The organism is Gordonia alkaliphila (assembly GCF_023017165.1).
Taxonomy (GTDB): domain Bacteria; phylum Actinomycetota; class Actinomycetes; order Mycobacteriales; family Mycobacteriaceae; genus Gordonia; species Gordonia alkaliphila.
The window spans coordinates 1,664,050-1,688,007 of record NZ_JALKBW010000001.1; the positions used below are offsets into that span (position 1 = coordinate 1,664,050).

The 23,958-nt window shown below is 69.5% G+C and carries 23 protein-coding genes, 1 tRNA gene and 1 pseudogene; 12 read left to right on the top strand and 13 right to left on the bottom strand.

Annotation, left to right across the window (positions count from 1 at the left end; translation table 11 throughout):
* Positions 1-7 precede the first annotated feature (7 nt).
* Entirely contained in the window at positions 8-871 is an 864-nt protein-coding gene (locus MUG78_RS07485; protein ID WP_246993618.1) for an alpha/beta fold hydrolase, read from the bottom strand.
* Between the two features lie 80 nt (positions 872-951).
* Between MUG78_RS07485 and MUG78_RS07490 the strand changes: the two genes are divergently transcribed.
* The 7 genes from MUG78_RS07490 to ulaA all read left to right on the top strand — a co-directional run bounded on the left by MUG78_RS07490 (position 952) and on the right by ulaA (position 8,492).
* On the top strand, positions 952-1,977 hold the full coding sequence (locus MUG78_RS07490; RefSeq protein ID WP_246993619.1) for an ABC transporter ATP-binding protein: 1,026 nt from the start codon (positions 952-954) through the stop codon (positions 1,975-1,977).
* Positions 1,974-2,759, top strand: coding sequence for a hypothetical protein (locus MUG78_RS07495; RefSeq protein WP_246993620.1), 786 nt, complete (start codon positions 1,974-1,976; stop codon positions 2,757-2,759). Before MUG78_RS07490 ends, MUG78_RS07495 begins: the two co-directional genes overlap by 4 nt.
* Positions 2,760-2,867: 108 nt before the next feature.
* Positions 2,868-3,776 carry a crotonase/enoyl-CoA hydratase family protein gene (locus MUG78_RS07500; RefSeq protein WP_246993621.1) on the top strand — a complete coding sequence of 303 codons (909 nt, stop codon included), beginning with the start codon at positions 2,868-2,870 and terminating at the stop codon, positions 3,774-3,776.
* Complete coding sequence (locus MUG78_RS07505; protein ID WP_246993622.1) at positions 3,776-5,383, top strand: class I adenylate-forming enzyme family protein; 1,608 nt, start codon at positions 3,776-3,778, stop codon at positions 5,381-5,383. Before MUG78_RS07500 ends, MUG78_RS07505 begins: the two co-directional genes overlap by 1 nt.
* Before the next feature lie 23 nt (positions 5,384-5,406).
* Entirely contained in the window at positions 5,407-6,000 is a 594-nt protein-coding gene (locus tag MUG78_RS07510) for a TetR/AcrR family transcriptional regulator (protein ID WP_246993623.1), read from the top strand.
* A 114-nt stretch (positions 6,001-6,114) separates the two neighbouring features.
* On the top strand, positions 6,115-6,912 hold the full coding sequence (locus tag MUG78_RS07515) for a PTS sugar transporter subunit IIAB (protein WP_246993624.1): 798 nt from the start codon (positions 6,115-6,117) through the stop codon (positions 6,910-6,912).
* Between the two features lie 11 nt (positions 6,913-6,923).
* Positions 6,924-8,492, top strand: coding sequence for a PTS ascorbate transporter subunit IIC (gene ulaA / locus MUG78_RS07520; protein WP_246993625.1), 1,569 nt, complete (start codon positions 6,924-6,926; stop codon positions 8,490-8,492).
* Positions 8,493-8,499: 7 nt separating this feature from the next.
* On the opposite strand, the gene MUG78_RS07525 is transcribed toward ulaA, so the two are convergent.
* The 5 genes and pseudogenes from MUG78_RS07525 to MUG78_RS07545 form a co-directional block, all read right to left on the bottom strand.
* Positions 8,500-9,813 (bottom strand): family 1 glycosylhydrolase, encoded by a 1,314-nt coding sequence (locus MUG78_RS07525; protein WP_246993626.1) that lies wholly within the window; start codon positions 9,811-9,813, stop codon positions 8,500-8,502.
* A 49-nt stretch (positions 9,814-9,862) separates the two neighbouring features.
* Positions 9,863-10,495: an SLC13 family permease gene (locus tag MUG78_RS07530; RefSeq protein WP_246993627.1), complete on the bottom strand. Its 633-nt coding sequence runs from the start codon at positions 10,493-10,495 to the stop codon at positions 9,863-9,865.
* Complete coding sequence (locus MUG78_RS07535; protein WP_246993628.1) at positions 10,414-10,746, bottom strand: TrkA C-terminal domain-containing protein; 333 nt, start codon at positions 10,744-10,746, stop codon at positions 10,414-10,416. The genes MUG78_RS07530 and MUG78_RS07535 overlap by 82 nt, the downstream gene beginning before the upstream one ends.
* A gap of 2 nt (positions 10,747-10,748) precedes the next feature.
* Entirely contained in the window at positions 10,749-11,291 is a 543-nt protein-coding gene (locus MUG78_RS07540; RefSeq protein ID WP_246993629.1) for an SLC13 family permease, read from the bottom strand.
* 50 nt (positions 11,292-11,341) lie between these two features.
* Positions 11,342-12,702: pseudogene (locus tag MUG78_RS07545) on the bottom strand (FAD-binding oxidoreductase).
* Between the two features lie 75 nt (positions 12,703-12,777).
* Between MUG78_RS07545 and MUG78_RS07550 the strand changes: the two are divergent.
* Entirely contained in the window at positions 12,778-14,454 is a 1,677-nt protein-coding gene (locus tag MUG78_RS07550; protein WP_246993630.1) for an alkaline phosphatase D family protein, read from the top strand.
* A 37-nt stretch (positions 14,455-14,491) separates the two neighbouring features.
* Here MUG78_RS07550 and MUG78_RS07555 read toward each other — a convergent pair whose 3' ends face one another.
* Both MUG78_RS07555 and dcd read right to left on the bottom strand, forming a co-directional pair.
* Positions 14,492-15,550 (bottom strand): hypothetical protein, encoded by a 1,059-nt coding sequence (locus MUG78_RS07555; protein ID WP_246993631.1) that lies wholly within the window; start codon positions 15,548-15,550, stop codon positions 14,492-14,494.
* A gap of 13 nt (positions 15,551-15,563) precedes the next feature.
* A complete protein-coding gene (gene dcd, locus MUG78_RS07560) occupies positions 15,564-16,130 on the bottom strand; it encodes a dCTP deaminase (RefSeq protein WP_246993632.1) in 567 nt (188 codons plus the stop codon).
* Positions 16,131-16,236: 106 nt separating this feature from the next.
* On the opposite strand from dcd, the gene MUG78_RS07565 reads away from it, so the two are divergent.
* From MUG78_RS07565 to MUG78_RS07580, 4 genes are all read left to right on the top strand, one after another.
* Positions 16,237-16,307 (top strand) — tRNA-Gly (locus MUG78_RS07565).
* A 42-nt stretch (positions 16,308-16,349) separates the two neighbouring features.
* Entirely contained in the window at positions 16,350-16,751 is a 402-nt protein-coding gene (locus MUG78_RS07570) for a hypothetical protein (protein WP_246993633.1), read from the top strand.
* Between the two features lie 122 nt (positions 16,752-16,873).
* Complete coding sequence (locus MUG78_RS07575) at positions 16,874-17,944, top strand: metallophosphoesterase (RefSeq protein ID WP_246993634.1); 1,071 nt, start codon at positions 16,874-16,876, stop codon at positions 17,942-17,944.
* Between the two features lie 94 nt (positions 17,945-18,038).
* Positions 18,039-18,926 (top strand): bile acid:sodium symporter family protein, encoded by an 888-nt coding sequence (locus tag MUG78_RS07580; protein WP_246993635.1) that lies wholly within the window; start codon positions 18,039-18,041, stop codon positions 18,924-18,926.
* Here MUG78_RS07580 and MUG78_RS07585 read toward each other — a convergent pair whose 3' ends face one another.
* From MUG78_RS07585 to MUG78_RS07605, 5 genes are all read right to left on the bottom strand, one after another.
* Positions 18,927-20,465 (bottom strand): MFS transporter, encoded by a 1,539-nt coding sequence (locus MUG78_RS07585; protein WP_308221342.1) that lies wholly within the window; start codon positions 20,463-20,465, stop codon positions 18,927-18,929. It lies immediately after the preceding gene.
* On the bottom strand, positions 20,462-21,013 hold the full coding sequence (locus MUG78_RS07590; protein ID WP_246993636.1) for a TetR/AcrR family transcriptional regulator: 552 nt from the start codon (positions 21,011-21,013) through the stop codon (positions 20,462-20,464). The genes MUG78_RS07585 and MUG78_RS07590 overlap by 4 nt, the downstream gene beginning before the upstream one ends.
* 102 nt (positions 21,014-21,115) lie before the next feature.
* Positions 21,116-21,865, bottom strand: coding sequence for a MerR family transcriptional regulator (locus MUG78_RS07595; RefSeq protein ID WP_246993637.1), 750 nt, complete (start codon positions 21,863-21,865; stop codon positions 21,116-21,118).
* Positions 21,866-21,922: 57 nt separating this feature from the next.
* The gene (locus MUG78_RS07600) at positions 21,923-23,050 is read right to left on the bottom strand and encodes a PDR/VanB family oxidoreductase (protein WP_246993638.1); all 1,128 of its coding nucleotides are present in this window, start codon (positions 23,048-23,050) and stop codon (positions 21,923-21,925) included.
* 8 nt (positions 23,051-23,058) lie between these two features.
* Positions 23,059-23,958, bottom strand: a complete 900-nt coding sequence (locus MUG78_RS07605) for a metal-dependent hydrolase (RefSeq protein ID WP_246993639.1) — start codon at positions 23,956-23,958, stop codon at positions 23,059-23,061.

Here is a 23,958-nt window from a genome sequence, read left to right on the forward strand (position 1 = left end):
CTACGCCCTAGCGCGCGCCGTCCCGCACCCGGCGACAGAAGTCGACGATGTGGCCGGGGGCGGTGTGGCTCGGGTCGAGCATGAACCCGCCGTGGGCGAAGCCGTCGATCTCGACGAACTGTGCGTCCGGGATCAGTGCGGCCGCGGCACGTGAGGTGGCGGGGGGAAAGAACAGGTCCTCCGAGTAGGCCATCACCAGTGTCGGAACATCGATGGCCGCCAGCCGGGCCGCGGTGGGCTCGCCGGCCAGTACCCACGACTGCGAGGCGGCGAGCTGACCGTGGTGCCCGTCCGGTGACGCCCACGAACTGGGGCGGTGAACGAGCAAGTCGCGCCAGCCGCGCACGGTCGCTTGATCCTGCAGCGAGGCGCGGTCGAGGGTGGTCAGCATCGTCTCGAACGCGGAGACTTCCTTCGGCAGTTCGCCGTACCGCTCGAACAGGCCCAATTCCATCTCGTTGACGAAGTTGCTGATCTCGGACGAGCCCAGCCCCGCCCACATCACGACGCCGAGGGCGGTGCCGGGGCGACGTTCCAGTAGTGCCTGCGTGATGTAGCAGCCCATCGAATAGCCGACGAGGATGGCGCGGTCGATGTCGAAGTGGTCGAGCAGGCCGGCCGCATCGTCGGCCATCGACGGGATGTCGTACGGCGGGGGCGGCGCGTCCGAGCCGGTCACGCCGCGGGCGGTGTAGGACAGCACGCGGAAACCCGCGTCGACCAGCGGTGCGATGAGTTCGGTGAGCTCCCATGAGGTTTGGGACATCGACATGCCGGGATTGAGCAGGACGAACGGTCCGTCGCCGCTTCCGGTGAGCGTGGCGGACAGGCCGACTCCGGTGGGCAGGACGACGCGCTGGTTATCGGGCACGGGACCGAGTTTAGACATCGAAGGCGCGGCGCGCGGATCGGCGACGCGCACACGCCCGCCGCGACGGGCATGATGCGGTGATGATCGTTGTGGAGCGTCTGACCAAGAGGTACGGGCCGTTCGTCGCCGTCGACGACGTCTCGTTCGCCTGCCATCCCGGGCAGGTGGTGGGCTTCCTCGGACCGAACGGGGCGGGCAAGTCCACCACCCTGCGCGTCCTGACCGGCTTGACCCCGGCCACCTCCGGATCGGCGACGATCGGTGGCTACGCCTACCGCGACATCCCCAATCCCGCGATGCAGGTCGGCACGCTGCTCGATGCCTCGGCCTTCCATTCCGGCCGCAGCGCCCGCGAGACTCTGCGCTTGAGCGCGCAGATGATGGGCCTGCCGACGTCTCGGGTGGACGAGATGCTCGCCGTGGTGGGGCTGTCGCCGTCCGAGGCGGGGCGCCGGGTGGCCAACTATTCGCTGGGCATGCGGCAGCGGCTCGGCGTGGCGAACGCGTTGCTCGGCGATCCGAGCGTGCTGATCCTGGACGAGCCGGTCAACGGTCTCGATCCGGCAGGCATCCACTGGATGCGCGGCGTGCTGCGCGGGTTCGCCGACGCCGGCGGCACCGTTCTGCTCAGCTCACACCTGCTTCACGAGATTGAACTGATCGCCGACCACATCGTCGTGATCGGCGGCGGCCGGGTGATGGCGCAGGGCACCAAGGAGTCGCTGGCCGGAATGCCCGGCACACAGGTCCGCGCCGTGGATGAGACGGCGCTGGCCGCCGCGCTCGGCGCCGCCGGTCTGCCGTGCCGACCGGGGACGAGCGGCGGGATCGTGGTGGACGCGTCGACGCTGCAGGTGGGCGAGGTGGCCGCGGCTGCCGGACTGGTGCTCACCGAACTGGCGTCCGCGTCCACCGGCGGGCTCGAGCAGACCTACCTCCAGTTGACCGCCGCGGCGCAGCGCGGACCGCTCCCGGCGGGGCCGATGATGCCGCCCGGGCAGATGCAACCTCCGGGGCCACCGCAACCTCCGGGGCAACCCGGCTATCCGGGGCAACCCCATTATCCGGGCCCGCAGTCACAGCAATTTCCGGGAGGAACAGCATGAGCGCACCGATGACCGTCAAGGGCATCGATCCGAACCTGGCGTCGATCCCGTTCTGGCGCGAGGTGCTCGTCGAACTGCGCAAGTCGGTGGGTACGCGTGGCCCGTGGATCGTGCTGGGCGTGCTGGGGTTGGTCTGGCTCGGGGTCTGCGCGGTGGCTCTGTCGACGGGCACGCTCGGAAGTTTCGGCGAGTTGTTGACGTCGTTCGGCGTGATGACCCGGATCTTTGTGGGCGTCTTGGCGATCCTGCTGGTGACCTCCGAATGGGGCCAGCGCTCGGTGGTGACGGCCTTCACGCTCGAGCCGCGACGGGAACGGGTGCTGCTCGCCAAGCTCACCGCCGTGGCGATCGGGGCGGCCGTGATCTTCGCCGGCATGCTGGTTCTGACCAGCCTGATCGTGGCGATTCGCGGCGCCTCGTTCGCCGACGCCGCCGATGCGATCCGGGGTGACGGGATCCGGGCGCTGTTCGACGTCCTGATGGCCTTCGCGATCGCGATCGCCATCCTGAACACCGCGGGCGCGATGGTGACTTACCTGGTGGTGCCGGAAGTGATCGTGCCGACGGTGCTGTTGCTCGGCTCGATCGGAACCACTGCCGGCGAGGGCACCCTCTTCGAGAAGGTGGCGCCGTGGGTGTACCCCCGGGACGCGTTGTCGGGTATCGGCCAAGTGGCTCCCGACGCCCAGGACTGGGGGCAGGTGCTGGTGTGCGCGGTGATCTGGATCGGTCTGCCCGGTCTGCTCGGCGTGTACCGGGTGATGACGAACGAAGTGAAATAGCTGTCGGGCGCCGTCGCGGGCGGAACCTCGGCGATCTTTCCCAACTCATTGACAGTCCAGACGGACTGTGAAACGGTATCGGCACACCAACCAACTGGGAGTCGAACCATGTCATTCACCGGGACCGTCGTCCGTTACGAGACGCGCGACCACCGCGCCTACATCACGCTCAACCGCCCCGATCGGCTCAATGCCATCACCATGGAGATGGCGCAGGAGATCGAGGCCGCGGTGCAGGCGGCCAACGCCGACGACGACGTGCGCGTGATCATCGTGCAGGGTGAAGGCCGGGCGTTCTGCGCCGGCTACGACCTGAAGATCTACGCCGAATCCGGCGAGGCGCACCAGGGTGCCGTGTGGGATCCGATCAAGGACTTCGCCGGGATGAAGGCCAACACCGACCACTTCTTCTCGCTGTGGCGTTCGGCCAAGCCGACCATCGCCAAGGTCCGCGGCTACGCGGTGGCCGGCGGCAGCGACATCGCGCTGTCGTGCGACCTCGTGGTGATGGAAGACGACGCGAAGATCGGCTACATGCCCGCGCGTATCTGGGGTTGCCCCACCACGGCGATGTGGGTGTACCGCCTCGGCGCGGAGAAGGCCAAGCGCATGCTGCTCACCGGCGACACGATCACCGGCACGCAGGCCAAGGAGTGGGGCCTGGTGATCGACGCCGTGCCCGCCGCCGACCTCGACGCCGAGGTGGAACGACTGGCCGATCGCATGGCCGGGGTGCCCATCAACCAGCTGGTGATGCAGAAGATGATGATCAACCAGGCCTACGACAACATGGGCCTGCAGAGCACCCAGAACACGGCGATCCTGTTCGACGGCATCACGCGCCACTCGCCGGAGGGCCGCTGGTTCGTCGACTTCGCGCAGGAGCACGGATACGGTGCGGCCGTCCAGTGGCGCGACTCGGGTCGGTTCATCCCCGACGGCGGCGGTGCGGTGCCGGCGGTCGACGAGATCGACGCCATGCGCGCCGAGCTCGAGGCCAAGGATCGGGGCCACTGATGCGCGATCTGACGCAGTCCCTGTGGGAGGCCGATCAGAGCAGCCCGGTGCTGGAACTGACCGTCGGCGAACTCCTGCGGCAGGCCGCCGCCGACGTTCCCGACAAGCTCGCGGTGGTCTCCGTGGGCCCGGGACGCGAGGACCGGACCTGGACCTACGCCGAACTGCTCGACGACGCCGAGCGGGCCGCAGCCTGGCTCCTCGAACGCTTCGAACCGGGCGAGCACGTCGCCGTCTGGGCGCCGAACGTCCCGGAATGGCTGGTGCTCCAGTACGGCGTGGCACTGGCCGGACTGGTTCTGGTCGCGGTGAACCCCGCGCTGCGCGACGCCGAACTGGCGTACGCGCTGCAGCGCGCCGAGTGCGTCGGCATCTTCGCGGTCGGCGAGTTCCGCGGCACCGACATGGCGGCGATGGTGGAGCGCGTCTGCGCTGATACCCCCGAGATCCGCGAGTCCGTCGACCTCAACGGTTGGCTGACCCGGGTCCGGGACACCGTCCCGCGCGCCGAGCTGCCCGTGGTCACCGCCGATGCCCCCACCCAGATCCAGTTCACCTCGGGCACCACCGGCCGCCCGAAGGCCGCGGTGCTGGCGCACCGGGCGATGGTCAGCAACGCCGCGTTCGTGCGCGACCGCTGCGGCCTGGAACCGGGCGCCACCTACGCCACCGCGCTGCCGCTGTTCCACACCGCGGGCTGCGGCCTGGCCGCCATGGGCTCGTTCTACGACCGGGCCACCTTGGTGCTCGCTGAGATCTTCGACCCGGGGACCGTGCTGAAGGGCATGGCCGATCACCGCGCCGCGGCGTTCGGCGGCGTCCCGCTGATGCTGCACGCGCTGTTGGCCTTCCCCGGCCGCGCCGACTACGACCTGTCGGCACTGAAGGTGATGATGTCCGGCGGCGACGCAGTGCCCGCGGCGCTGGTCGACGGCTGGGCGCAGGCTTACGGCGTCGCATCGAGCGCCGTCTACGGACAGACCGAGGCAAGTCCGATCATCTGCCAGACCAGTCCGACCGACGACCGCGAGGCCGCGCTGCACACCGCCGGCCTGCCCTTGCCGAACGTCGACGTCGCGATCATCGATCCGGGCACCGGCGATGTGGTGCCGATCGGGACCGAGGGCGAGATCTGCGCCCGCGGATACCAGGTGATGCTCGGCTACCTCGGCCAGCCGGACGAGACCGCGCGCACCGTCGACGCCGACGGCTGGCTGCACACCGGCGACCTGGGCACGATGGACGCCCGCGGCTATGTGACGGTGACCGGCCGACTCAAGGACCTGATCATCCGCGGCGGTGAGAACATCTACCCCCGCGAGGTGGAGGAAGCCCTGGTGGCGCACCCGGCAGTGGCGAACGCGGCGGTGCTCGGCCGCCGCGACGAGGCGTGGGGCGAACAGGTGGTGGCCGTGGTGACCCTCGACCCCGCGCAGGAGGCGCCGTCGTCGGACGACCTGCACGCGCACGTGCGGGGACTGTTGGCACCGCACAAGACGCCGCGCGACTGGTTCGTGGTGACCGAGCTGCCGGTCAACGCGATGGGCAAGCTGCAGAAGTTCCGGCTCCGCGACGGCATCGAGGCCGGTGAACTGCGGCCGTTGTGAGCAGGGCCGATAGGGTGACGGGTGTGAGTGGCACTACCCGTGACCTGCAGCGCGCCCGGACCCGCGAGACCCTGCTGAATGCGACGATCCACTGCCTGGTGGTGCACGGCTACGCCGACACCACCACGCAGCGGATTCAAGACGAAGCCGGAGTCTCGCGGGGTGCCCTCCTGCATCACTTCGGATCGAAGTCGGAGCTGTTGGTGGCGGCGATCCACCACATCGCCGACATCCGGCTGGCGCACGTCGCGGACGTGATGGGCGATCTCGGCGACGACCCGGACGGCCTGCGCCGGATGGTCCAGGCGGTGCGCGAGGCGATGGCCGGGCCGCCGTTCCAGGCGGCGATGGAACTGTGGACGGCCTCGAGGACCAACGCGGAACTGCGCGAGGCGCTGGTGCCGGCCGAGCGCCGGCTCGGCACCGCCGTGCACGCGGTGTTCGACGCCCACGTCGGGATCGACGACCCCCAGCAGGCCCAGGTGGCGTTCGAATCGCTGATGGCCCTGGTCCGCGGTCTGGAAGTGACCCGGAACCTGCGCGATGACCGTGCCGTGGACGATCTGGTGCTCGCCGATTGGATGACACGCGTGGAGCAGTTGCGCGCCGCGCAGTGACCGAGGCGCACCGATCGGTGTCGGCTGCGGCGACGGTATCGATCCGGGCGGTGGGCGACCGGGAACCGTGCAATCTGTGCATTTCGCAGGAGCCGATGGGTTAGCGTCCGGGGCGTGAGCGCTCTGACCGATCTGCTGAGTCCCGACGCCGTCGCCCTGGACCTCGAGGCCGCGGACTGGCAGCAGGCCGTCGCCGCCGCCGGCGCACTGCTGGAGGCGACCGGCGTCGCCACCGCGGAGTACACCGCGGAGATGATCGCATCGGTGGAGGAGAAGGGCCCGTACATCGTGATCGCGCCCGGCTTCGCGTTCGCGCACGCCCGGCCGTCGCCCGCGGTGCTGCGGACCGGCTTGTCGTGGGTGCGGCTGGCGAGCCCCGTCGAGTTCGGGCATCCGCGCAACGACCCGGTGGACCTGGTGGTGGCGTTGGCCGCCACCGACGCGAAGGCGCACACCTCGGCGATGGCGGAGCTGGCCAAGGTGATCGGCGATCCCGCTCGCCGCGCGGCGCTCGCGGCGGCCGCCGATCCCGCAGAGATTCTGGCGATCCTCGAGGGCGAACAACCGGCCGCGGCCGCACCGAGCGAACCTCCCGCCACCGAACCCGCCGAGACGGGTCGACGCACCACCAATAAGATCCTCACCGTCTGCGGTAACGGCCTGGGGACCAGCCTGTTCCTGAAGAACACCCTGGAGAAGGTGCTCAGCGACTGGGGCTGGGCGTCGTACATCACGGTGGAAGCCACCGACACCATCTCGGCGAAGGGTAAAGCCAAGGAAGCCGACCTGATCCTCACCTCCGGTGAGATCGCGAAGGCGCTCGGCGACCTCGGGGTCCCGATGACCGTCATCGAGAACTTCACCAGCACGGCCGAGCTCGACGCCGCGCTCCGTGCCAACTACGACGTCTGAGGGGCAGCGCCATGAACTGGCTCGTCGTCACCGCCGAATTCATCGTCAACGAGATCCTGGCGGTGCCCGCCTACCTGATCGGCATCATCACCGCCGTCGGCCTGGTCGCGCTGCGCAAATCCATCGGGCAGGTGATCGGCGGCGCGCTCAAAGCCACCCTCGGCTTCCTGCTGATCGGCGCCGGCGCCACGCTGGTGGTGGCCTCGCTCGACCCGCTCGGCGTGATGCTCAGCGGGTCCACCACCTCGCACGGTGTGGTCCCCACCAACGAGGCGATCGTCGGCATCGCGCAGGACACCTACGGCGCGCAGGTGGCCTGGCTGATGATCCTGGGCTTCGTCGTCAGTCTGGTGCTGGCTCGTTTCACCCCGCTGCGGTACGTCTTCCTGACCGGCCATCACACCTTGTTCATGGCCACGCTGCTCACCATCGTGCTGGCCACCAGCGGACTGAACGCGGTGACCGTGGTGATCGTCGGCGGCGTCCTGCTGGGCGTGGTGATGGTGGCGCTGCCCGCGATCTCCCAGCCGTGGACCAAACGCATCACCGGTGACAACACGATCGCGATCGGCCACTTCGGCACTCTCGGCTACGTGGTGGCCGGCATCGTCGGACGCTGGACCGGCGGCAAGCGCAGTCGGTCGACCGAGGATCTGAAGCTGCCCGAGTCGCTGCGGTTCCTGCGCGACTCGATGGTGGCCACCGCGCTGTCGATGGTCCTGATGTACTTCGTCATCTCGCTGATCTACGTGGGGCGCGTCGGCAGCACCGAGGCCTACCTGGCGTACGCGAACGCCGACGGCGAGGGCGGCGCCACCGGGATGGGCAACTTCCTGATGAGCGGCGTGACGCAGGGCCTGAGTTTCGGTGTGGCCGTCGCCGTCATCCTGTTCGGCGTCCGCACCATCCTCGGTGAACTGGTGCCCGCGTTCCAGGGCATCGCCGAGCGCGTGGTGCCGGGTGCGGTCCCCGCGTTGGACGCGCCGATCGTCTTCCCGTACGCCCAGAACGCGGTGCTGATCGGCTTCCTCTCCAGCTTCACCGCGGGTCTCGTGGGCCTCGCGATCCTCGCGTCCTGGCTGGGGCCGACGTTCGGCTGGGCGCTGGTGCTGCCGGGTCTGGTGCCGCACTTCTTCACCGGTGGTGCGGCCGGTGTGTACGGTAACGCCACCGGTGGCCGCTTCGGTGCCATCACCGGTGCCTTCGCGAACGGTCTGCTGATCACCTTCCTGCCGGCCCTGCTGGTGGGGGTGCTCGGTGGCTTCGGCGAGGAGAACACCACCTTCGGCGACGCGGACTTCGGCTGGTACGGACTCCTGCTCGGCAACGCCGCCAAGATCGGCGGGGTGCCCGGCGTGCTCGTGATGATCGCGATCGGTGCGGTGATCCTGGTCCTCGCTGTGGTGGTGCAGAAGAAGCTGGTGGAGACCGACTGGGATCCGTCGCCCGGACGGCCGATGCCGGGTGCGGGCGATCCGCCGGGACCGGGGAATCCGAACATGGTGGCCGCCGGTCGGCGCTACCCGAAGATCCCGCCGCCGGTCGGCGCGCCGAAGCCGCCGCCTCCGCCGCAGGCCTGAGCGGGCCTCAGCGGACGGGCTGGGTGCAGCTCGACGGCGCCGCGACCAGGGAACAGACGGTGGCCGGGCGGCTCGGACGGTAGTGCGGGCCGACGCCGCCGTCGGCGATGATCCGGCGGTACGCGGCGACCGCCGGGGTCGGGACACGATGCAGAGTCGGGTCGGTGAGGACGTCGACCCGGTAGAGGCCGAATCGCGGTGTGTAGCTGCCCCATTCGTAGTTGTCGGTGAGGCTCCAGTAGTTCAGCCCCATCACGTCGATCCCGTCGGCGCGGGCGCGTTGCGTCCAGTAGACGAGGTCGCGGAGGTGGTCGGCGCGGCGATAGCCGTCGGGCCGCGGGGCGCCGTTCTGCGTCGGCATGCCGGTCTCGATCACGTAGAGGGGTTTGCCGGGGAAGCGGCGCGCGTAGTCGCGGAAGGCGTAGTACAGGCCGTCGGCGGACACCGGGGCCTCCCACGAACGGTCGGCGAGGATCTGCGCGGCGCCCAGCTGCGTCGGCGACACCGAGTAGTAATAGTCGAAGCCGATGAAGTCGAGCTTGTCGCGCACGCGGTCCAGGAAGGTCTGGTCCAGCGCCGGCTGCACCGTGGGGATGTAGGCGGCGTTGGAGGAGACCAGCGCGCCGGGATCGCGCCGGTGGATGTGGTCGTAGATGGCGCGGTGCACGCCGACCAGACGATCGAGCATCACGGGCGCCAGGTGCGGCGGCAGCCCACCGTGCTGGACCTCCTTCATCAGATACGCGGTGGCTTCGTTGACGGTGATCCACAGCGGACGGTGGTGCGCGTAGCGGTCGACGACGCGGCGCTGATGCCGCAGCCAGGCCGCCGGGGTCCGGGCGTCGGCCCACCCGCCGCGGTCGGCGATCCAACCGGGATAGACCCAATGGTCCAGGGTCAGCATGGGGCGCATCCCGGCCTCGACGATCGCGGCCACCAGGTCGTCGTAGTAGGCCCATTCGCGCGCCTCGTCGTACCCCGGGCGAGGTTCCAGCCGCGCCCATTCGATACCCACGCGGTAGACCGTCACGCCCATGCCCGCGGCGAGCCGGACGTCCTCGCGGTAGCGGTGCCGGAAGTCGACCGACGATCCGACGCCGTCGGGGAACGACGCCCCCGGCTTCGCCGCCGCCCGGGCATAGCGCCGCCAGTTGCTGTCCGGCGAGGAGCCCTCGGTCTGGAATCCGGAACTGGCGACGCCCCACAGGAAATCGTCGGGCAGCGGTCCGACGGCGTGCGCGCGGCCCGGCGTCACCGTCGCGAGGACGGCGACGAGACAGATCGTCAGGGCGATGAGCGTGGTCCGGAAGAGTGTCCGCATGAGTGCGAGTGTGGCCGCCGCTCAGCGTCGGCGCGGTGAGTTCGAGCGATCAGGCCCAGAACTCGAGCAGCGGCCAGGCCACGCCGAACGCGGTGGCCAGGCTCACCAGGGTGATCGGAACGCCGAAGCGCACGAACGTCGCGACGGTGTACTTGCCCGGCTCCATCACCATCAGGTTCGACTGGTGACTGAACGGGTTGAGGAAGGTGAACGAGATACAGGTGCCGATGCGGATGAGCACGACCATCGGGTTCAGGCCCATGGAGTTCGCGACGGTGATGGCTACGGGCGTCAGAATGCTCGCCGCCGCGGCGTTGGTCACGAGGTTGGTCAGCAGCGTGGTGCCGAGCGCGATCACCGTCACCATCAACGGGATGCTGCCCGCCGACAGGTAGATGATGGCGTCGGACAGATAGCCGCCGAGGCCGCTCTCGATCACCATCACGCCGAGACCGATGGAACCGGCGATGATGGCGAGGATGTTCCAGTCCAGGGCGCGCACCGCCGACCGCGGTGTCAGCACTCCGGTCACCACCATCGCCACCGCACCGATCGACGACGCCAACTCCACCGGGGCCAGACCGAACGAGGCGGCCACGATCACGCCGAGCAGCACGCCCAGGGCGATCCAGGTCTTGCCCGGCTGCGGCGCCTTGCCTGTCCGAAGTGGGGGCTCTCCCACAGCATCCGCACGCCGGTTTCGCTGGTCCGGTACACCAGCACGTCGCCCTCTTCGAGAACGCTGTCGGTCACCACCGACTTGCCCCACCGGCGGACGTCGATCAACTCGTATTCGCCGGTGCGCGCGATCCCGACATCGGCGGCGGTGCGGCCGACGCTCACCGAGCGGCTGGACAGCGGGATCTCGGCGCGCCAGCGCAGGTCTTTCGTCGGGGGTTTCGGCTTGCCCTTCAACAGGTACCGCGAGCTCACGATCACGGCGATGCCGCCACCGGCACGAACGAGAACATGGTGATGTTCACGCCGTACGGGGCGGCCATGCCCGCGATGATCAGGTTGGAGCTGGTGCCGATCAGGGTCATCGAACCGGCCAGGGTGGTGGCATGGGCCACCGGCAGCAGGACCGACCGGGCCGGCACCCCCGACCGCTGCTGCAACTCCTTGGTGGCCGGAATCAGCATGGCCACGATCGGCGTGGTGTTGATGAGCGAGCTGATGATGCCGATCGGCGGGACGATCCGCCGCAGTGTCTGACCCGGCGTCGTGACGGTCGCCAGAAGTCGGAAGGTGACGCGGGAGACCACGCCGGTCGCCAGCACGCCCTTCGCGATCACCAGCATGGCGGCGATGGTGATCACACCGCCGTTGCTCAACCCGGCGAAAAGCTGTGCGGGGGTGGCGATTCCGACGACGCCCGCGACCAGGAGGGCGATGATCAACGCCAAGACCGCGGGCATCCGGCCACTGGTCATCGCGATCAGGGTGGCGATGACGATCACCGCGGTCAGGATGGCCATTCGGACATTCTGACCGAGAAGTGGCCGACCCCGGTACGGATCGGCGCGAACTACAGCATCACGCCGGGGTTGAGCAGTCCGTGCGGATCCAGCGCCTGTTTGATGGTCGCGGTCAGCTCCATCACGTCGGCGCCGACCTGGGCGGGCAGCCAGCCCTTCTTCAACCGGCCGACGCCGTGCTCGCCGGTGATGGTGCCGCCCATCTCGACGGCCAACCCCATGATCTGGTCGAAGGCGAGCTGTGCGCGGCCGGCCTCGTCGGCGTCGGTGGGATCGAAGACGATCAGCGGATGGGTGTTGCCGTCCCCGGCGTGGGCGATCACCGCGATCGTGACGCGGTTGTCGGCGGCGATGGCGGCGACGCCGTCGACCAGATCGGGCAGTGCCGAAGGGGAACGCCGACGTCCTCCAGCAGCAGTGACCCGCGTCGTTCCACCGCGGGGATGGCGACCCGGCGGGCGACGGTGAAGGCCTCGCCCTCCTCCGGGTCGTCGGTGGTGAACACCTCGTCCGCCTGATGGGCGCGGAAGGCCTCCTCGATCAGCGCCACCTCGGCGATGCCGGCCGGGCCCGGGGCATCGGATTGGGCGATCAACATCGCGCCGGCGGACCGGTCCAGGCCCATGTTGAGCATGTCCTCGACCGCGTTGATGGAGGTGTGGTCCATGAACTCGAGCATCGCCGGACGGGTCTGCGCGGTGACCGCCAGCACCGCCTGGCTCGCTGCGCGCACCGTCGGAAACACGCCGACCACGGTGCACGCGGCGGGCTGCGGCGGCAGCAGCCGGACGGTGACCTCGGTGAGGATGCCGAGCAGGCCCTCGCTGCCGACGAACAGGCGGGTCAGGGACAGGCCCGCCGAATCCTTGAGCTGCTTGCCGCCCAGGCGCACCGCGCGACCGTCGGCGAGAACCACTTCCAGGCCCAGGACGTAGTCGACGGTGACGCCGTATTTGACGCAGCACAGCCCGCCTGCGTTGGTCGCCGCATTGCCGCCGATGGTGCAGATCTCGAACGACGACGGGTCCGGCGGATACCAGAGGCCGTGCTCGGCGGCCGCCGCCTTCACTTCGGCGTTGAGCATGCCCGGCGCGCACACCGCGGTGCGCGTGGTGGTGTCGACCTGCACGCCGCGCATCTTCTCGGTGGTGATCATCACCGCACCGCTGACCGCGGTGGCGCCGCCCGACAGACTCGTGCCCGCGCCGCGGGTGATGATCGGGACGCGGTGCTCGGCGCACCAGCGCACCGCGGTCTGCACGTCGGCGGTGGATTGCGGCCGGACCAGTGCGAGCGGGGTCCCGGCGGTCGGATCCTCGGCCCGATCGAAGCGGTAGGCGGCCAAGATGTCCGGGTCGGTCACCACCATCGTCTCGGATAGGGCTGCGCGCAGAGTGCTGACGTCGACCATCTCTTCAGGGTAGGGCCACCGCCGGGACGCGCGGAGGTTACCGACGCGTCACCTCGGGTGGCCAAGGTGGGCCGCGTGCGAAATCGACTCTCGGCCAACCTTTCTCGTCGTACCTTCGTCGCCGCGGCCGGTGCCGCCGGTGTCGGGGTGCTCGGTGTCGGGGCGGTGGACGCGGTTCCCGCCGGGGCGCGCCCCGCGCGCGGCCGCGGTGCTTTCGTCCACGGGGTGGCGTCCGGCGATCCGCTCGCCGATCGGGTGATTCTGTGGACGCGTGTCACGCCGGAGGCGGCTGCCGCTCCCGGCTCGGGCCGCGGGGGGCCGGTGAACCTGCGCTGGGAGATGTCCACTGCGCGCGAGTTCACGTCGATCGCGGCGACCGGCACCGTGGTCACCACGGCCGCGAGCGACCACACGGTCAAGGTCGACGCCGCGGGCCTGGCTCCCAAGACTGCCTACTGGTACCGGTTCCGGGTGCTCGACGGCCCGGCCGCCGGTGCGGTGTCCCCGGTGGGGCGCACCAAGACGGCCCCGGCCGCCGGCGACGACGTGCGCCGCGTGCAGTTCGGCGTGGCCAGCTGCGCCAACTGGGAGGCCGGCTACTTCGGCGCCTACCGGGAGCTGGCTGGGCGCGATGAACTCGACGCGGTGGTGCACCTCGGCGACTACCTCTACGAGTACGGGCCCGGCGAGTACGGCGGCAAGCACGGCCCGGTCCGCACCCACCAGCCCGCGCGCGACATCGTCTCGCTGGCGGACTACCGGATCCGGCACGCGCAGTACAAGACCGACCCCGACCTGCAGGCCGCGCACGCGGCGCACCCGTTCATCTGCACCTGGGACGACCACGAGTCGGCCGACAACGCGTGGCTGCGCGGCGCCGAGAACCACGACCCGAAGACCCAGGGCGCATGGGCGGCGCGCAAGGCCGCCGCCGAGCAGGCCTACTACGAGTGGATGCCGGTGCGGCCGCAGGTCGACGGCACCGGGCGGCACCTGTACCGGCGCCTGCGCTACGGCACGCTGCTGGAGCTGTCGATGCTGGATCTGCGCAGCTACCGGGACAAGCAGGTGCCGGCCACGTCGTCGAAGACGGACTCGGCGTCGTCGTCGATCACCGGCCGGAAACAGATGACCTGGCTCACCGGCGGGATCGAGAGCTCGCCGACCACCTGGCAGCTGATCGGGAATCCGGTGATGATCTCCCCGATCCTGCTGCCGCCGCTCGATCCCGAGCGCAGTCGGATCCTCACCGAACTGCTGGGTCTGCCGCGCAACGGGGTGTCCCTCAACGCCGACGCCTGGGACGGCTACACCGCGGACCGTCGCACGCTGCTCGCCGCGATCGCGCAGCGCGCCGGCGGCAACGCGGTCTTCCTCACTGGCGACATCCACATGTCGTGGGCGTGCGAGGTGCCGCGCGAGCCCGCGAACTATCCGGGCGCCGGCAGCCTCGCCACCGAGTTCGTGGTGACGTCGGTGACGTCGAACAACCTCGACGACATGGTGTCGGTACCCGAACAGACCCTGGGCGCGCCGGCGTCGGCGGCGCTGATGGCGACCAACCGACACACGCGCTGGGTGGACACCGACGCGCACGGCTATGCCGTGTTGACGGTGAGTCCGGTTGCGGCGCAGATGGATTGGTACTTCGTCACGGACCGATCCGTGCGCCGCTCGCCGTTCCGACACGGCCAGTCGTGGAAGGTGGCCGCCGGTTCGCGACGCCTCACCAAGGTGTCGCGCCCGGCCTGACGACGGACGCCGCCGGCCGGGAAGCTCGCCGGCGACGTCAGCCGATGATGATCGGCGGCAGACCCGGAATCGGATTGGGAATGGTGCGGCGATTGTCCGGCCGCGGGCGGGGCCGCGGCTGCGGTCCCAATGGCGCCTCGGACGTCTTGGTGGTCGAACTCGATGTGGGTTTGGGCGGCACGTACCGCTTCATCGGCGCTCGTGCGGCCCGCAGTTCGCTGGGCGAGGCGGCGATCGGCGCCTCGTCGCCGCCCTGCTCGGGGGTCGAGACGGCCGTCGCGCCGGATTCCGCCGCGGCTGGTGGAGAATCGTCGTCGCCGGTCATCGTCGCGGCGGCCAGCCCGATACCGCCGAGGGCGATGACGGCAAGGGCCGCAGCGGTCAGCAGCGCCCGGGTGCGGCGGGCGGCGGCGGCCGACGGCGCCCGCTCGGCGAACTCCGCCGCAGCCGCTGCGTCGGGCAGTGCTTCGGCCGGTGCCGTGGCCCACGCCAGCGAGGTCGGTGTTTCCGGGAGCGCTTCCAGGGCGCGGGTGGCCTCGTCGTCGCCGACGAAGGTCTCCGGGAACGGATCGTCGGGTCCGAGGAGCGCGAAGCCGCGATCGGTGAGGGTCTCCCACAGGCCGGGCCACAGGTCCATCCCCGGGCCGAGGAAGACCGCGGCGACGGGTTCGCGGCCGGCGAGTTCGACGATCAATCCGTTGGCGCGGTTCACTTCCGGCACGGTGGCGGCCATCGCGGTGTCGAGCGTGATCGTCACCAGGCGCAGGTGTTCGGTGCCCATCAGGATCACGCTGTCGCGCTCGATCAGGACGGTGCGGGCCCGGCGGCAGAGGTCGAGCAGTTCGGCGAACACCTGCGGGTCGTCGGTGCCGGGGACCGCCTCGCCGTGGTGCAGATAGGACGCCACACGGATGTCGAGCACCGAGGGCGTGATCCGCGGTTCGACGGCCACCTGTTCCACCCGGCCGTCGGCGCCCATTCGGGCGGCCCAGAGTCCGTCGTCGCCGAAGTCGACGGCCACCACGGCGCCCGCGGCGTCGGCCGGGATCGTGAAATCGTCGAGCCAGACGGGGCGCTGCGGGGTGGGTTCGGTCATCGTCGTCGCACGGTCACTTCTGGAAGTTCAGATACGCCTTGGACGGGGTGGGGCCGCGCTGCCCCTGGTACTTGGAGCCGACGGCCGCGGAGCCGTACGGGTTCTCCGCCGGAGAGGAGAGCTTGATCAGGCACAGCTGGCCGATCTTCATGCCCGGCCAGAGAGTGATCGGCAGGTTCGCGACGTTGGACAGCTCCAGCGTGATGTGGCCGGAGAAGCCGGGGTCGATGAAACCCGCGGTGGAGTGCGTCAGCAGTCCCAGGCGGCCGAGGGACGACTTGCCCTCCAGGCGTCCGGCCAGGTCGTCGGGCAGGCTGCACACCTCGAGGGTGGAGCCGAGCACGAACTCGCCGGGGTGCAGCACGAAGGGTTCGCCCTCGGCGGGTTCCACCAGGGTGGTCAGTTCGTCCTGCTGCTGGGCCGGGTCGATGTGGGTGTACCGCGTGTTGTTGAAGACGCGGAACAGGCTGTCGAGGCGGACGTCGACGCTCGACGGCTGCACGAGGTCGGCAGCGTAGGGATCGATTCCCAGGCGCCCGGCCTGGATTTCGGAGCGGATGTCGCGGTCGGAAAGCAGCACGACTCGAGGTTATCGGACGTGGTCGGTGCGCACCCGGCCACCGCGCGTTTGCTAATGTTGCGGGCGCACCCCGCGGGTCCGTCGCACGACGTTCTCACGGTGCAGTGCCGGTGTGGCGTAGTGGTAACGCTGCTGCTTCCCAAGCAGCCGTCGCGGGTTCGATTCCCGTCACCGGCTCTCTTCTGGCCCATTCCGTCGCCGCTGCCGATCTCGCTGGGCATGATGCCGCTCGACCAGCGCATCACCGAGGGCGCGGCGATCAACTGCGCTTTCGGTCGGGTCTTCAACCCGGTGCTCGCGATGTCGTTGGTCAGCATCGAACTCAACGGCTACGAACTGGTGCCGGTGCGATGGGGGCGCATCGAGGTGCCGGTGCTTCCGGGGCGGTACCACTTCCGGGTCTTCATTCGGAACGGGCCGGAGATCAAGCACCTGGCGGAGTTGGACGCCGAGGTGGTGCCGGGTGCCCTGTTGGAGATGAATTACGCGTTCGGCGGCTTCGGCGGACCCACGCTCACCGTCAGCGCCACCGCCGAGGAGAACCGCCGGGCCCTGTACCTGGTGCTGGGGGCGATGGTCGTCGGGTGGGGCCTGCTGCTCGTCTACCTGTTTCTCGGCTAGTTCCCGCCGATGGCGGGTTCTGCAGTGGGCACGACTCGGTGCCCGCGAAGTGAACGACGAGTAGCCGGCCGACGACGAGGAAGCGCGGTCGTCGTTCACCTGTCCGTGGCACCATTCCGGACATGACCGACAACATTCCCCAGCCGGCCGACTCCGGCGTGAAGCGCCGTTCGTTCCTGGTCGGCGCCGCCGCAGCGGCCGGTGCCGCGGCCACCTTCGGCAAGTTCTCGTCCGGCACGGCCTCGGCGGCCCCCCGCTTCCCGATGCCCGGCTCGGACACCCAGAGCCTGCACATCCTGGTGACCGGCGACGCGGGTACCGGCGAGGCGCCGCAGTACGCGGTGACCAAGGCGGCGCGAAAGATCCACGCGGCCAAACCCTTCGACATCGCGGTGGGCCTCGGCGACAACATCTACGAGAGCGGCCCGGACGGGCCGGACGACGCCCAGTTCCACACCAAGTTCGAGAAGCCCAACGCGGGTTTGGACTTTCCCTGGCTGATGGCGCTGGGCAACCACGACAACACGGCGGTGTTCCCCGGCGACGGCGGCTGGCTGCTGCGCGGCAACGAGGAAGTGGACTACGCCAAGCGGTCGCGGCGGTTCTACATGCCGGCGCGCTATTACTCGGTGGACCTCGGTGTCGCCGAGATCTTCGTCGTCGACGGCAACCCCTTGGCCGCCTACATTCCGCCGTTCCTCTCGCCGGAGTGGGAGCCGGGCGGGCACTACATGACGCGGCAGGCGAAGTGGCTGGACCGGGCGCTGGCGACCTCGAAGGCGCCGTGGAAGCTGGTGTGCACCCACCATCCGTACGCCAACAACGGGCCGCACGGCCCGGCCGGCGCCTACGACGGCCTGCCCGCGCCGATGAACGGGCAGCCGCTCAAGGAGTTCTTCGACAAGCACGTGGCGGGACGGGCGCACTTCCTGCTGTCCGGCCACGACCACAGCCAGCAGGTGATCGACGCGGTACCCGGCTTCAAGGGGACCAAGCAGATCGTCTCGGGTGCGGCGGCCAAGACGGTGCACAGCAAGTCGAGCGGCGAGTTCCGGGCGAAGTACGAGAATTACACCGACCGCGGCTTCATGACGATGGACGTGCAACCGTCGTCGCTCACCCTGAATGTGTACGAGGTGGCCGCCGACAAGCCGGAGGCCCGGGCCGCGTACACCACCACCTATCGCCGCTGAGTCCGTCACCAGTTAGGGTGACGGGGATCTCGTCTGACCCGACGCCGACGCAGATCACTGTGATCGACGGTGGACGGGAGACGAGGAGCCTGCGGTGCAGGATTCGGCATTGATCACCACGGGGCTGCCGATCGCGCTGGCGATCATCATGTTCGGTTTGGGGCTTTCGCTCACCACCGCCGACTTCGCGCGCGTCGCCCGGTCGCCGCGCGCGGTGGTCGGCGCGCTGATCCTGCAGATCGTGGTGCTCCCGGGGGTGGCCTTCGGGCTGGTGCTGGCCTTCGACCTGCCGGCGATGCTGGCCGTGGGCGTGATGCTGCTGGCGGCCTCGCCGGGCGGCACCACCGCGAACCTGTTCAGCCACTTGTTCCGCGGCGACGTGGCGCTGAACATCTCGTTGACCGCGATCAACTCGGTGCTCGCCGCGTTCAGCATTCCGCTGATCACCAACCTGGCGATCGGTTACTTCGACGTCGACGGCGAGCTCGGTCTGCAGTTCGGCAAGGTCGCCCAGGTGATCGCGCTGGTCCTGGTGCCGGTGGTGATCGGCATGATCGTGCGCGCCCGCTGGGAGGACTTCGCCAAGCAGGCCGATAAGCCGGTCCGGTTGTTCTCGATCATCGTGCTGGTCGCGGTGACCATCGGCGCGATCGTCGGGGAGCGCGAGAACGTCCTCGACTATGCGCGCCAGGTCGGACTGGTCACCGGTTTGTTCTGCCTGCTCAGTCTGTCCGCGGGCTACGGTTTGGCGTTGGCGCTGCGGCTGTCGCGGCCGCAGGCGATCGCCACCTCGATGGAGGTGGGCATCCACAACACCACCATCGCCCTGACCATCGCGCTGAGCGTGCTCGACAACGCGATGGTGGCGATCCCGGCGGCGGTCTACTCGATCCTGATGTACATCGTGGCCCCGGCCTTCGGCTGGGCTGTCAGTCGTACTGCCGCCGTCGACGAGGAGGCTTCCGACCTCGAACCGGCCTGATCAGTGCTGGACGTCGAGGTCCAGGCCGCGTGGGGTCAGCAGGTAGACGGCGACGGCGGCTGCGGCTAAGAGGACGGCGCCGATCAGGCCGACCAAGCTGATGGCCTCGGTGAACGACGACTGGGCCACGGCTGCGAGCTCGGCCGAACCCGTGGCCTGCGCGATCTCCAGTGCGGCGGCCAGGGACTGGTCGGCGCCGGGGACGTCGGGCCCTACCTTGGAACTGAAGAGCACCGCGGCGATGGTGCCGAGGAAGGCGACGCCGAAGACGTTGCCCAGGTCGTAGGCCGTCTCCTCGATGGCGGCCGCATTGCCGGCCTTCTCCTGCGGACTGGCGCCCATGATCATGGCCGACCCGATGGTGAGGGCTCCGGCACCGGCACCCTGGAGGATCATCGCGACGGCCACCCAGCCGTAGCCCAGCGGTGTGGGGGCGAGGTAGAGCAGTCCGAACCCGACTGCCGGGAGGAGCATCGCGATGCCCATGACGGCGCGTGCGCCGAGCTTGTCGGAAAGGTACTGGGCGGAGATGGAAGTGATGATCGCGCCGCCGGCGAACGGCATGAGCCGGAGGCCGGCCTCCAGTGGGGTGTAGCCCTCCACCAGCTGCAGCCACTGCGCCAGCAGGAGCAGCCCGCCGCCCATCGCGATCATCGAGAACAGCGCGGCCAGCACGCCTGCGGTCAGCTGCGGCCGCAGGAACAGCCGGACCTCGAGGAGCGGGTCGGGAATGCGCAGGCACCGGAGCACGAACCAGGTGAGCAGCAGGACCGCGGCGATCAGGGCGATCCAGGCTGCGGGATTGGCCAGGCCGTCGTTCACGAAGCGCTTGCCGAACTCCTTCATCGACCACACCAGCGCCGCGACGCCGCTGATCGACAGCACCGAGCCGAGTCCGTCCCAGCGGGCGGTGGTGGCCACCCGCGACTCGGGGAGCAGCACCACGGCACCGATGAGCGCGAGCACCATCGGCGGCACGTTGACCAGGAAGGCCGCGTGCCAGGAGAAGTGCTCCAGCAGGAAGCCGCCGATGATGGGGCCGACGGCGGCGCCGGCCGCGGAGACCGCGGCCCAGACTCCGATGGCCAGGGTGCGTTCGCGGGTGTCGGTGAAGAGCACCCGCAGCATGGACAGGGTGGTCGGCATGATCATCGCGCCGCCGAGGCCGAGCAGGGCGCGCAGCGCGATCACGCCGCCCGACGAGTCGGCCCACAGGATGAGGAGCGAGGCGAGGCCGAAGACCGCGAAGCCGCACATCAGGAGGAGCCGTCGGCCCCATCGGTCGGCGAGCCCGCTCATCGAGATCAGGAGCCCGGCCAACACCAGGGAGTAAGCGTCGACCATCCAGAGCTGTTGTGTCGCAGACGGTCTCAGTTCGGCGCTGATCGACGGCAGGGCGACGTTCAGGACCGTCAGGTCCATCACGACGGTCAGCAGCGCCAACGACAGCACGCCGAGCGCGGACCAGCGTCGCCATGCGGGGAGGTCGGCGGTCAGGGTGCCGTCCGGACGGCTGGCGGGGGTGGCGAGAAGGTTCACGATTGTCCTGCTTCGGGCATCAGGGTGCGGGAGAGGTCTTCGAGCAGTCGCAGCTCGAGGGGGGTGTCGTTGATGGCGGCGTGCATGCAGGCGCCGTCGAGGAAGACGGCCATGAGCCGCGCGGAATCGCGGTCGGTGAGGCCGCTGAGGACCTCGACGATCCCGTCGAACCACAGTCGGCTCAGGTGTGCGAGTTCGGGGCGCACCAGGGCGGCGGCGTAGAGGGCGGCCTCGGCACGTACCTGCTGCTGATCGGACAGGTAGCCGTGCAGGAGTCCGGCGATCGCCTCGGGGGTGCGGTCGCTGTCCTCGATGAGCTGGGCTGTTTCGGCGAGATCAGTCTCCACCTCGGCGGCGAGGTGCGCGAAGGCGTCGGCCACGAGGTCGTCGAGCGAGGCGAAATAGTAGGTCGTCGAGCCCAGCGGGACGCCGGCGTGCTCGGCGACGCGGCGGTGGGTGAGCTTGCCTTCGCCGTTGCGCAGGAGGTCGGCCGCGGCGGCGACGATCTGCTGGCGACGAGGGTTCGGCTCGCGCGGAGCGGTGTTCATCGGGGGTCCTCGCCTGGGGGAATGGATCTGTACAAATGTACATGTACGTTTGTACAGATCGCTATTCGTGCAGTTGGGAAAGGTTTTCGGGCGGGAGATCGGCTATCGGCGGCGGGAACGGGCGATGGAGAGGTAGTCGTCGAGCTGGCGCGTCAGTTCACGGTCGAGGGCGCGATTGAGGCTGTTGTGGGCGGTGACCCGGCCGGTGTGACGCAGCTGTTGGATGAACGACGCCGCCCAGTCGGACTCCTCGTCGCTCTCCGGGATCCAGCCGTCGAAGCGACCCTCGGTGATCGCGCCGCGGCCTGCGGTGATCAGCGTGCGGGCGGCGACGGCCAGGTCGTCCTCGAGCTGCCGCTGCAGACCGAGGATGTAGGGCAGTTCAATGCCGATCGCCATCATCGACCGGTAGGCGTCCAGGGTCTCGGTGTCGTGCACGAGGTACTCGGTGACGGGGTCGTCGTCGATCGGGCTGATCAGTCCGAACGCCCGAAGTTCTTGCAGCACTTCGGGCTCGGGGTCGCCGAGCTGTTCGCTCAATTCCGCGGCGGGCACCTGCGCGGTGGGCGTCCGCTCGATCGGCTCGGTGATCAGCCCCTCCAGGCCGAGTACCTCGACGAGGTCGTCGCCGCGCTCCACGCCGGCCACGAACTCCGCGATGTGCGCCATCGTGAAACCGCGGCCCAGCAGATCGTTGATCACCCGCAGTCGGTCGAGGTGCTGATCGGTGTAGATCGCGACCCGTCCGCGTCGGACCGGGCGCGGAATCAGGCCGCGATCCTGGTATCCGCGCACGTTGCGGACCGTCGTGCCAGCGGCGCGGGCGAGGTCGTCGATCCGGTACTCGGTCATACGGCCGATTGTCGCAGAGGACGACGCTGTAGAGGACGACGACCGGCCGTACGACGATCAGGCGTCTACGGCCAATTCGGCGGAGTCGCACCGCGAGACGCACGGCAGGAAGTAGCCCGCCGCCCGCTCGGGTTCGGTCAGCAGTCCGTCCCGATGATCGACGTCGCCGGAGGTGGTGAGCATCTTGCAGGTGCCGCAGAAGCCCTGCTGGCACGAGTACGGGACGCCCGGCCGGACCGCGCGGATCGCGGTCAGCACCGACTCGTCGGCGGCGACGGTGATCGTCTCGCCGGTGGAGTTGAGCGTCACGTCGAACGCGGTGCCGTCGAGGATCGGCGGCGGCGAGAAGCGTTCGAAGTGCAGCTCGATGTCGCCGCGGCCGGCCAGGTGGGTCCGCAGACCCTCCAGCATCGGGACTGGGCCGCAGGTGTAGATCGCGAGCTCGGCGTTCGCGGCGAGCTGCGGGCCCACCAGCTCGTCCATCGTCGGCAGGCCGTCGACGTCGTCGGTGCGCACGGTGACCTTGTCGCCGTAGCGCGCGAGCTCGTCGATGAACGGGATCGACTCGGCGCTGCGGCCGCAGTAGATCATCGTCCACTCGAGTCCGTAGCGGTCGGCCATCGCCAACATGGGCAGGATCGGCGTGATGCCGATGCCCGCGGCGACGAAGCGCAGCGTGCGCGCCGACGAACCGTAACCGGGCAGGGCGAGCGGAAAAGCGTTGCGCGGGCCGCGAATCGAGACGGTGTCGCCCACGTTCAGGGTGTCGTGCACCTCGATCGAACCACCGCCGCCGTCGGGGATCCGGCGCACCGCGATGCGGTAGGACCGTCGATCACCGGGATCGCCGCACAGCGAGTACGACCGCATCCGTCCCGAGTCCAGATGCAGATCCAGGTGCGCGCCCGGGTGCCACTGGGGCAGTACGGCCCCGTTCGGGGCGGCGAGAGTGAGGGCGATGACGTTGTCGTCGCGCGCCACCACGTCGCGGCCGATGATCTCCAGCGTCAGCATGCCGTCGTCCTCCGACAGCGTCCGGACGCGTTCGAACTTCGCGAAGAGCGGGAACCAGACCTTGCGCAGACCGGTGGTGACCCGCATCAGCGGGTCCCGGCGCCACCGCCCGTACAGGTGCGGCGGCTCCGTGGTCAGCGAGGTCTCGTGCTCGTGGAAGATGTGGTTCATCGTCCGCCTTATGCTGCTCGGCGCGCGCCCGGGGAAGAGGCGAGGTACGCGACGGCCTGGGCGGTGTCGCCGATGTCGTGCGGGTGGAAGCTCGGCTTGAAGTAGCTGAACGTGGCACCCAGCAGGTGCCGGATCTTCGGCAGCACCCCGGCGCGACCGCCGCGGTAGTAGCCGGCGACCTTGCCGATCGGGCCGATGCTGACCGAGCCGTCTTCGTTCATGATGAACCGGAAGCCGCGGACCAGCAGCAGCGCGAGGAACGGCAGGGCCAGACCCATGGCGCGGGCGCGGTTGAACATGGTGTCGGTGAAGTAGGCGGCGGCGTCGTGCGCCACCGCGCGGTGCTCCACCTCTTCGGCGCCGTGCCAGACGAACAGGTCCATCATGTTCGGGTCGGCGCCGTTCTCGGCCCACGTGCAGTTCAGGGCGAAGTCGCCGAGGATCGCGGTGTAGTGCTCGATCGCGGCGACCAGCCACAGGCGCTCGACGAGGTGCTTCTGACGCTGCTCCGGCGTGCCACCCTCCCTGGGGCCCAAGACGCGGCGGAAGATCCACTCCATCTGGTCGGTGTACGGCTTGGCGTCGATGCCGTGGCGGTTCAGCCACTCCTCGACGGCGCGGTCGTGCGCCTCCGCGTGCATGGCCTCCTGGCCGATGAACCCGCGCATGTCGGCGGCGAGCTCCTCGTCCTTGATCATCGGCAGTGCCTCGTTGAAGGTCTCCACGAACCAGCGCTCGCCCTCGGGCAGCAGCAGGTTCAGCACGGTGATGAAGTTGGAGGCGACCGGGTGGCCGGGGATCCAGTGCAGCGGCGTCTGGCTCAGATCGAACTCGACGTTGCGGGCGTGCAGTTCCACCTTGCCCGGATCGGTCTCGGGGGTGGAATGCGTCGGCTGGGTGGTGGTCAT

What these genes read in the sequence shown, in the direction of transcription:
- MUG78_RS07500 (WP_246993621.1), top strand. Translation starts at nt 2,868, where the DNA reads ATGTCATTCACCGGGACCGTCGTCCGTTACGAGACGCGCGACCACCGC.
- MUG78_RS07505 (WP_246993622.1), top strand. Translation starts at nt 3,776, where the DNA reads ATGCGCGATCTGACGCAGTCCCTGTGGGAGGCCGATCAGAGCAGCCCG.
- MUG78_RS07495 (WP_246993620.1), top strand. Translation starts at nt 1,974, where the DNA reads ATGAGCGCACCGATGACCGTCAAGGGCATCGATCCGAACCTGGCGTCG.
- MUG78_RS07605 (WP_246993639.1), bottom strand. Translation starts at nt 23,958, where the DNA reads ATGACCACCACCCAGCCGACGCATTCCACCCCCGAGACCGATCCGGGC.
- MUG78_RS07575 (WP_246993634.1), top strand. Translation starts at nt 16,874, where the DNA reads ATGACCGACAACATTCCCCAGCCGGCCGACTCCGGCGTGAAGCGCCGT.
- MUG78_RS07525 (WP_246993626.1), bottom strand. Translation starts at nt 9,813, where the DNA reads ATGCGGACACTCTTCCGGACCACGCTCATCGCCCTGACGATCTGTCTC.
- MUG78_RS07540 (WP_246993629.1), bottom strand. Translation starts at nt 11,291, where the DNA reads ATGGCCATCCTGACCGCGGTGATCGTCATCGCCACCCTGATCGCGATG.
- MUG78_RS07570 (WP_246993633.1), top strand. Translation starts at nt 16,350, where the DNA reads ATGATGCCGCTCGACCAGCGCATCACCGAGGGCGCGGCGATCAACTGC.
- MUG78_RS07555 (WP_246993631.1), bottom strand. Translation starts at nt 15,550, where the DNA reads ATGACCGAACCCACCCCGCAGCGCCCCGTCTGGCTCGACGATTTCACG.
- MUG78_RS07490 (WP_246993619.1), top strand. Translation starts at nt 952, where the DNA reads ATGATCGTTGTGGAGCGTCTGACCAAGAGGTACGGGCCGTTCGTCGCC.
- ulaA (WP_246993625.1), top strand. Translation starts at nt 6,924, where the DNA reads ATGAACTGGCTCGTCGTCACCGCCGAATTCATCGTCAACGAGATCCTG.
- MUG78_RS07590 (WP_246993636.1), bottom strand. Translation starts at nt 21,013, where the DNA reads ATGAACACCGCTCCGCGCGAGCCGAACCCTCGTCGCCAGCAGATCGTC.
- MUG78_RS07595 (WP_246993637.1), bottom strand. Translation starts at nt 21,865, where the DNA reads ATGACCGAGTACCGGATCGACGACCTCGCCCGCGCCGCTGGCACGACG.
- MUG78_RS07600 (WP_246993638.1), bottom strand. Translation starts at nt 23,050, where the DNA reads ATGAACCACATCTTCCACGAGCACGAGACCTCGCTGACCACGGAGCCG.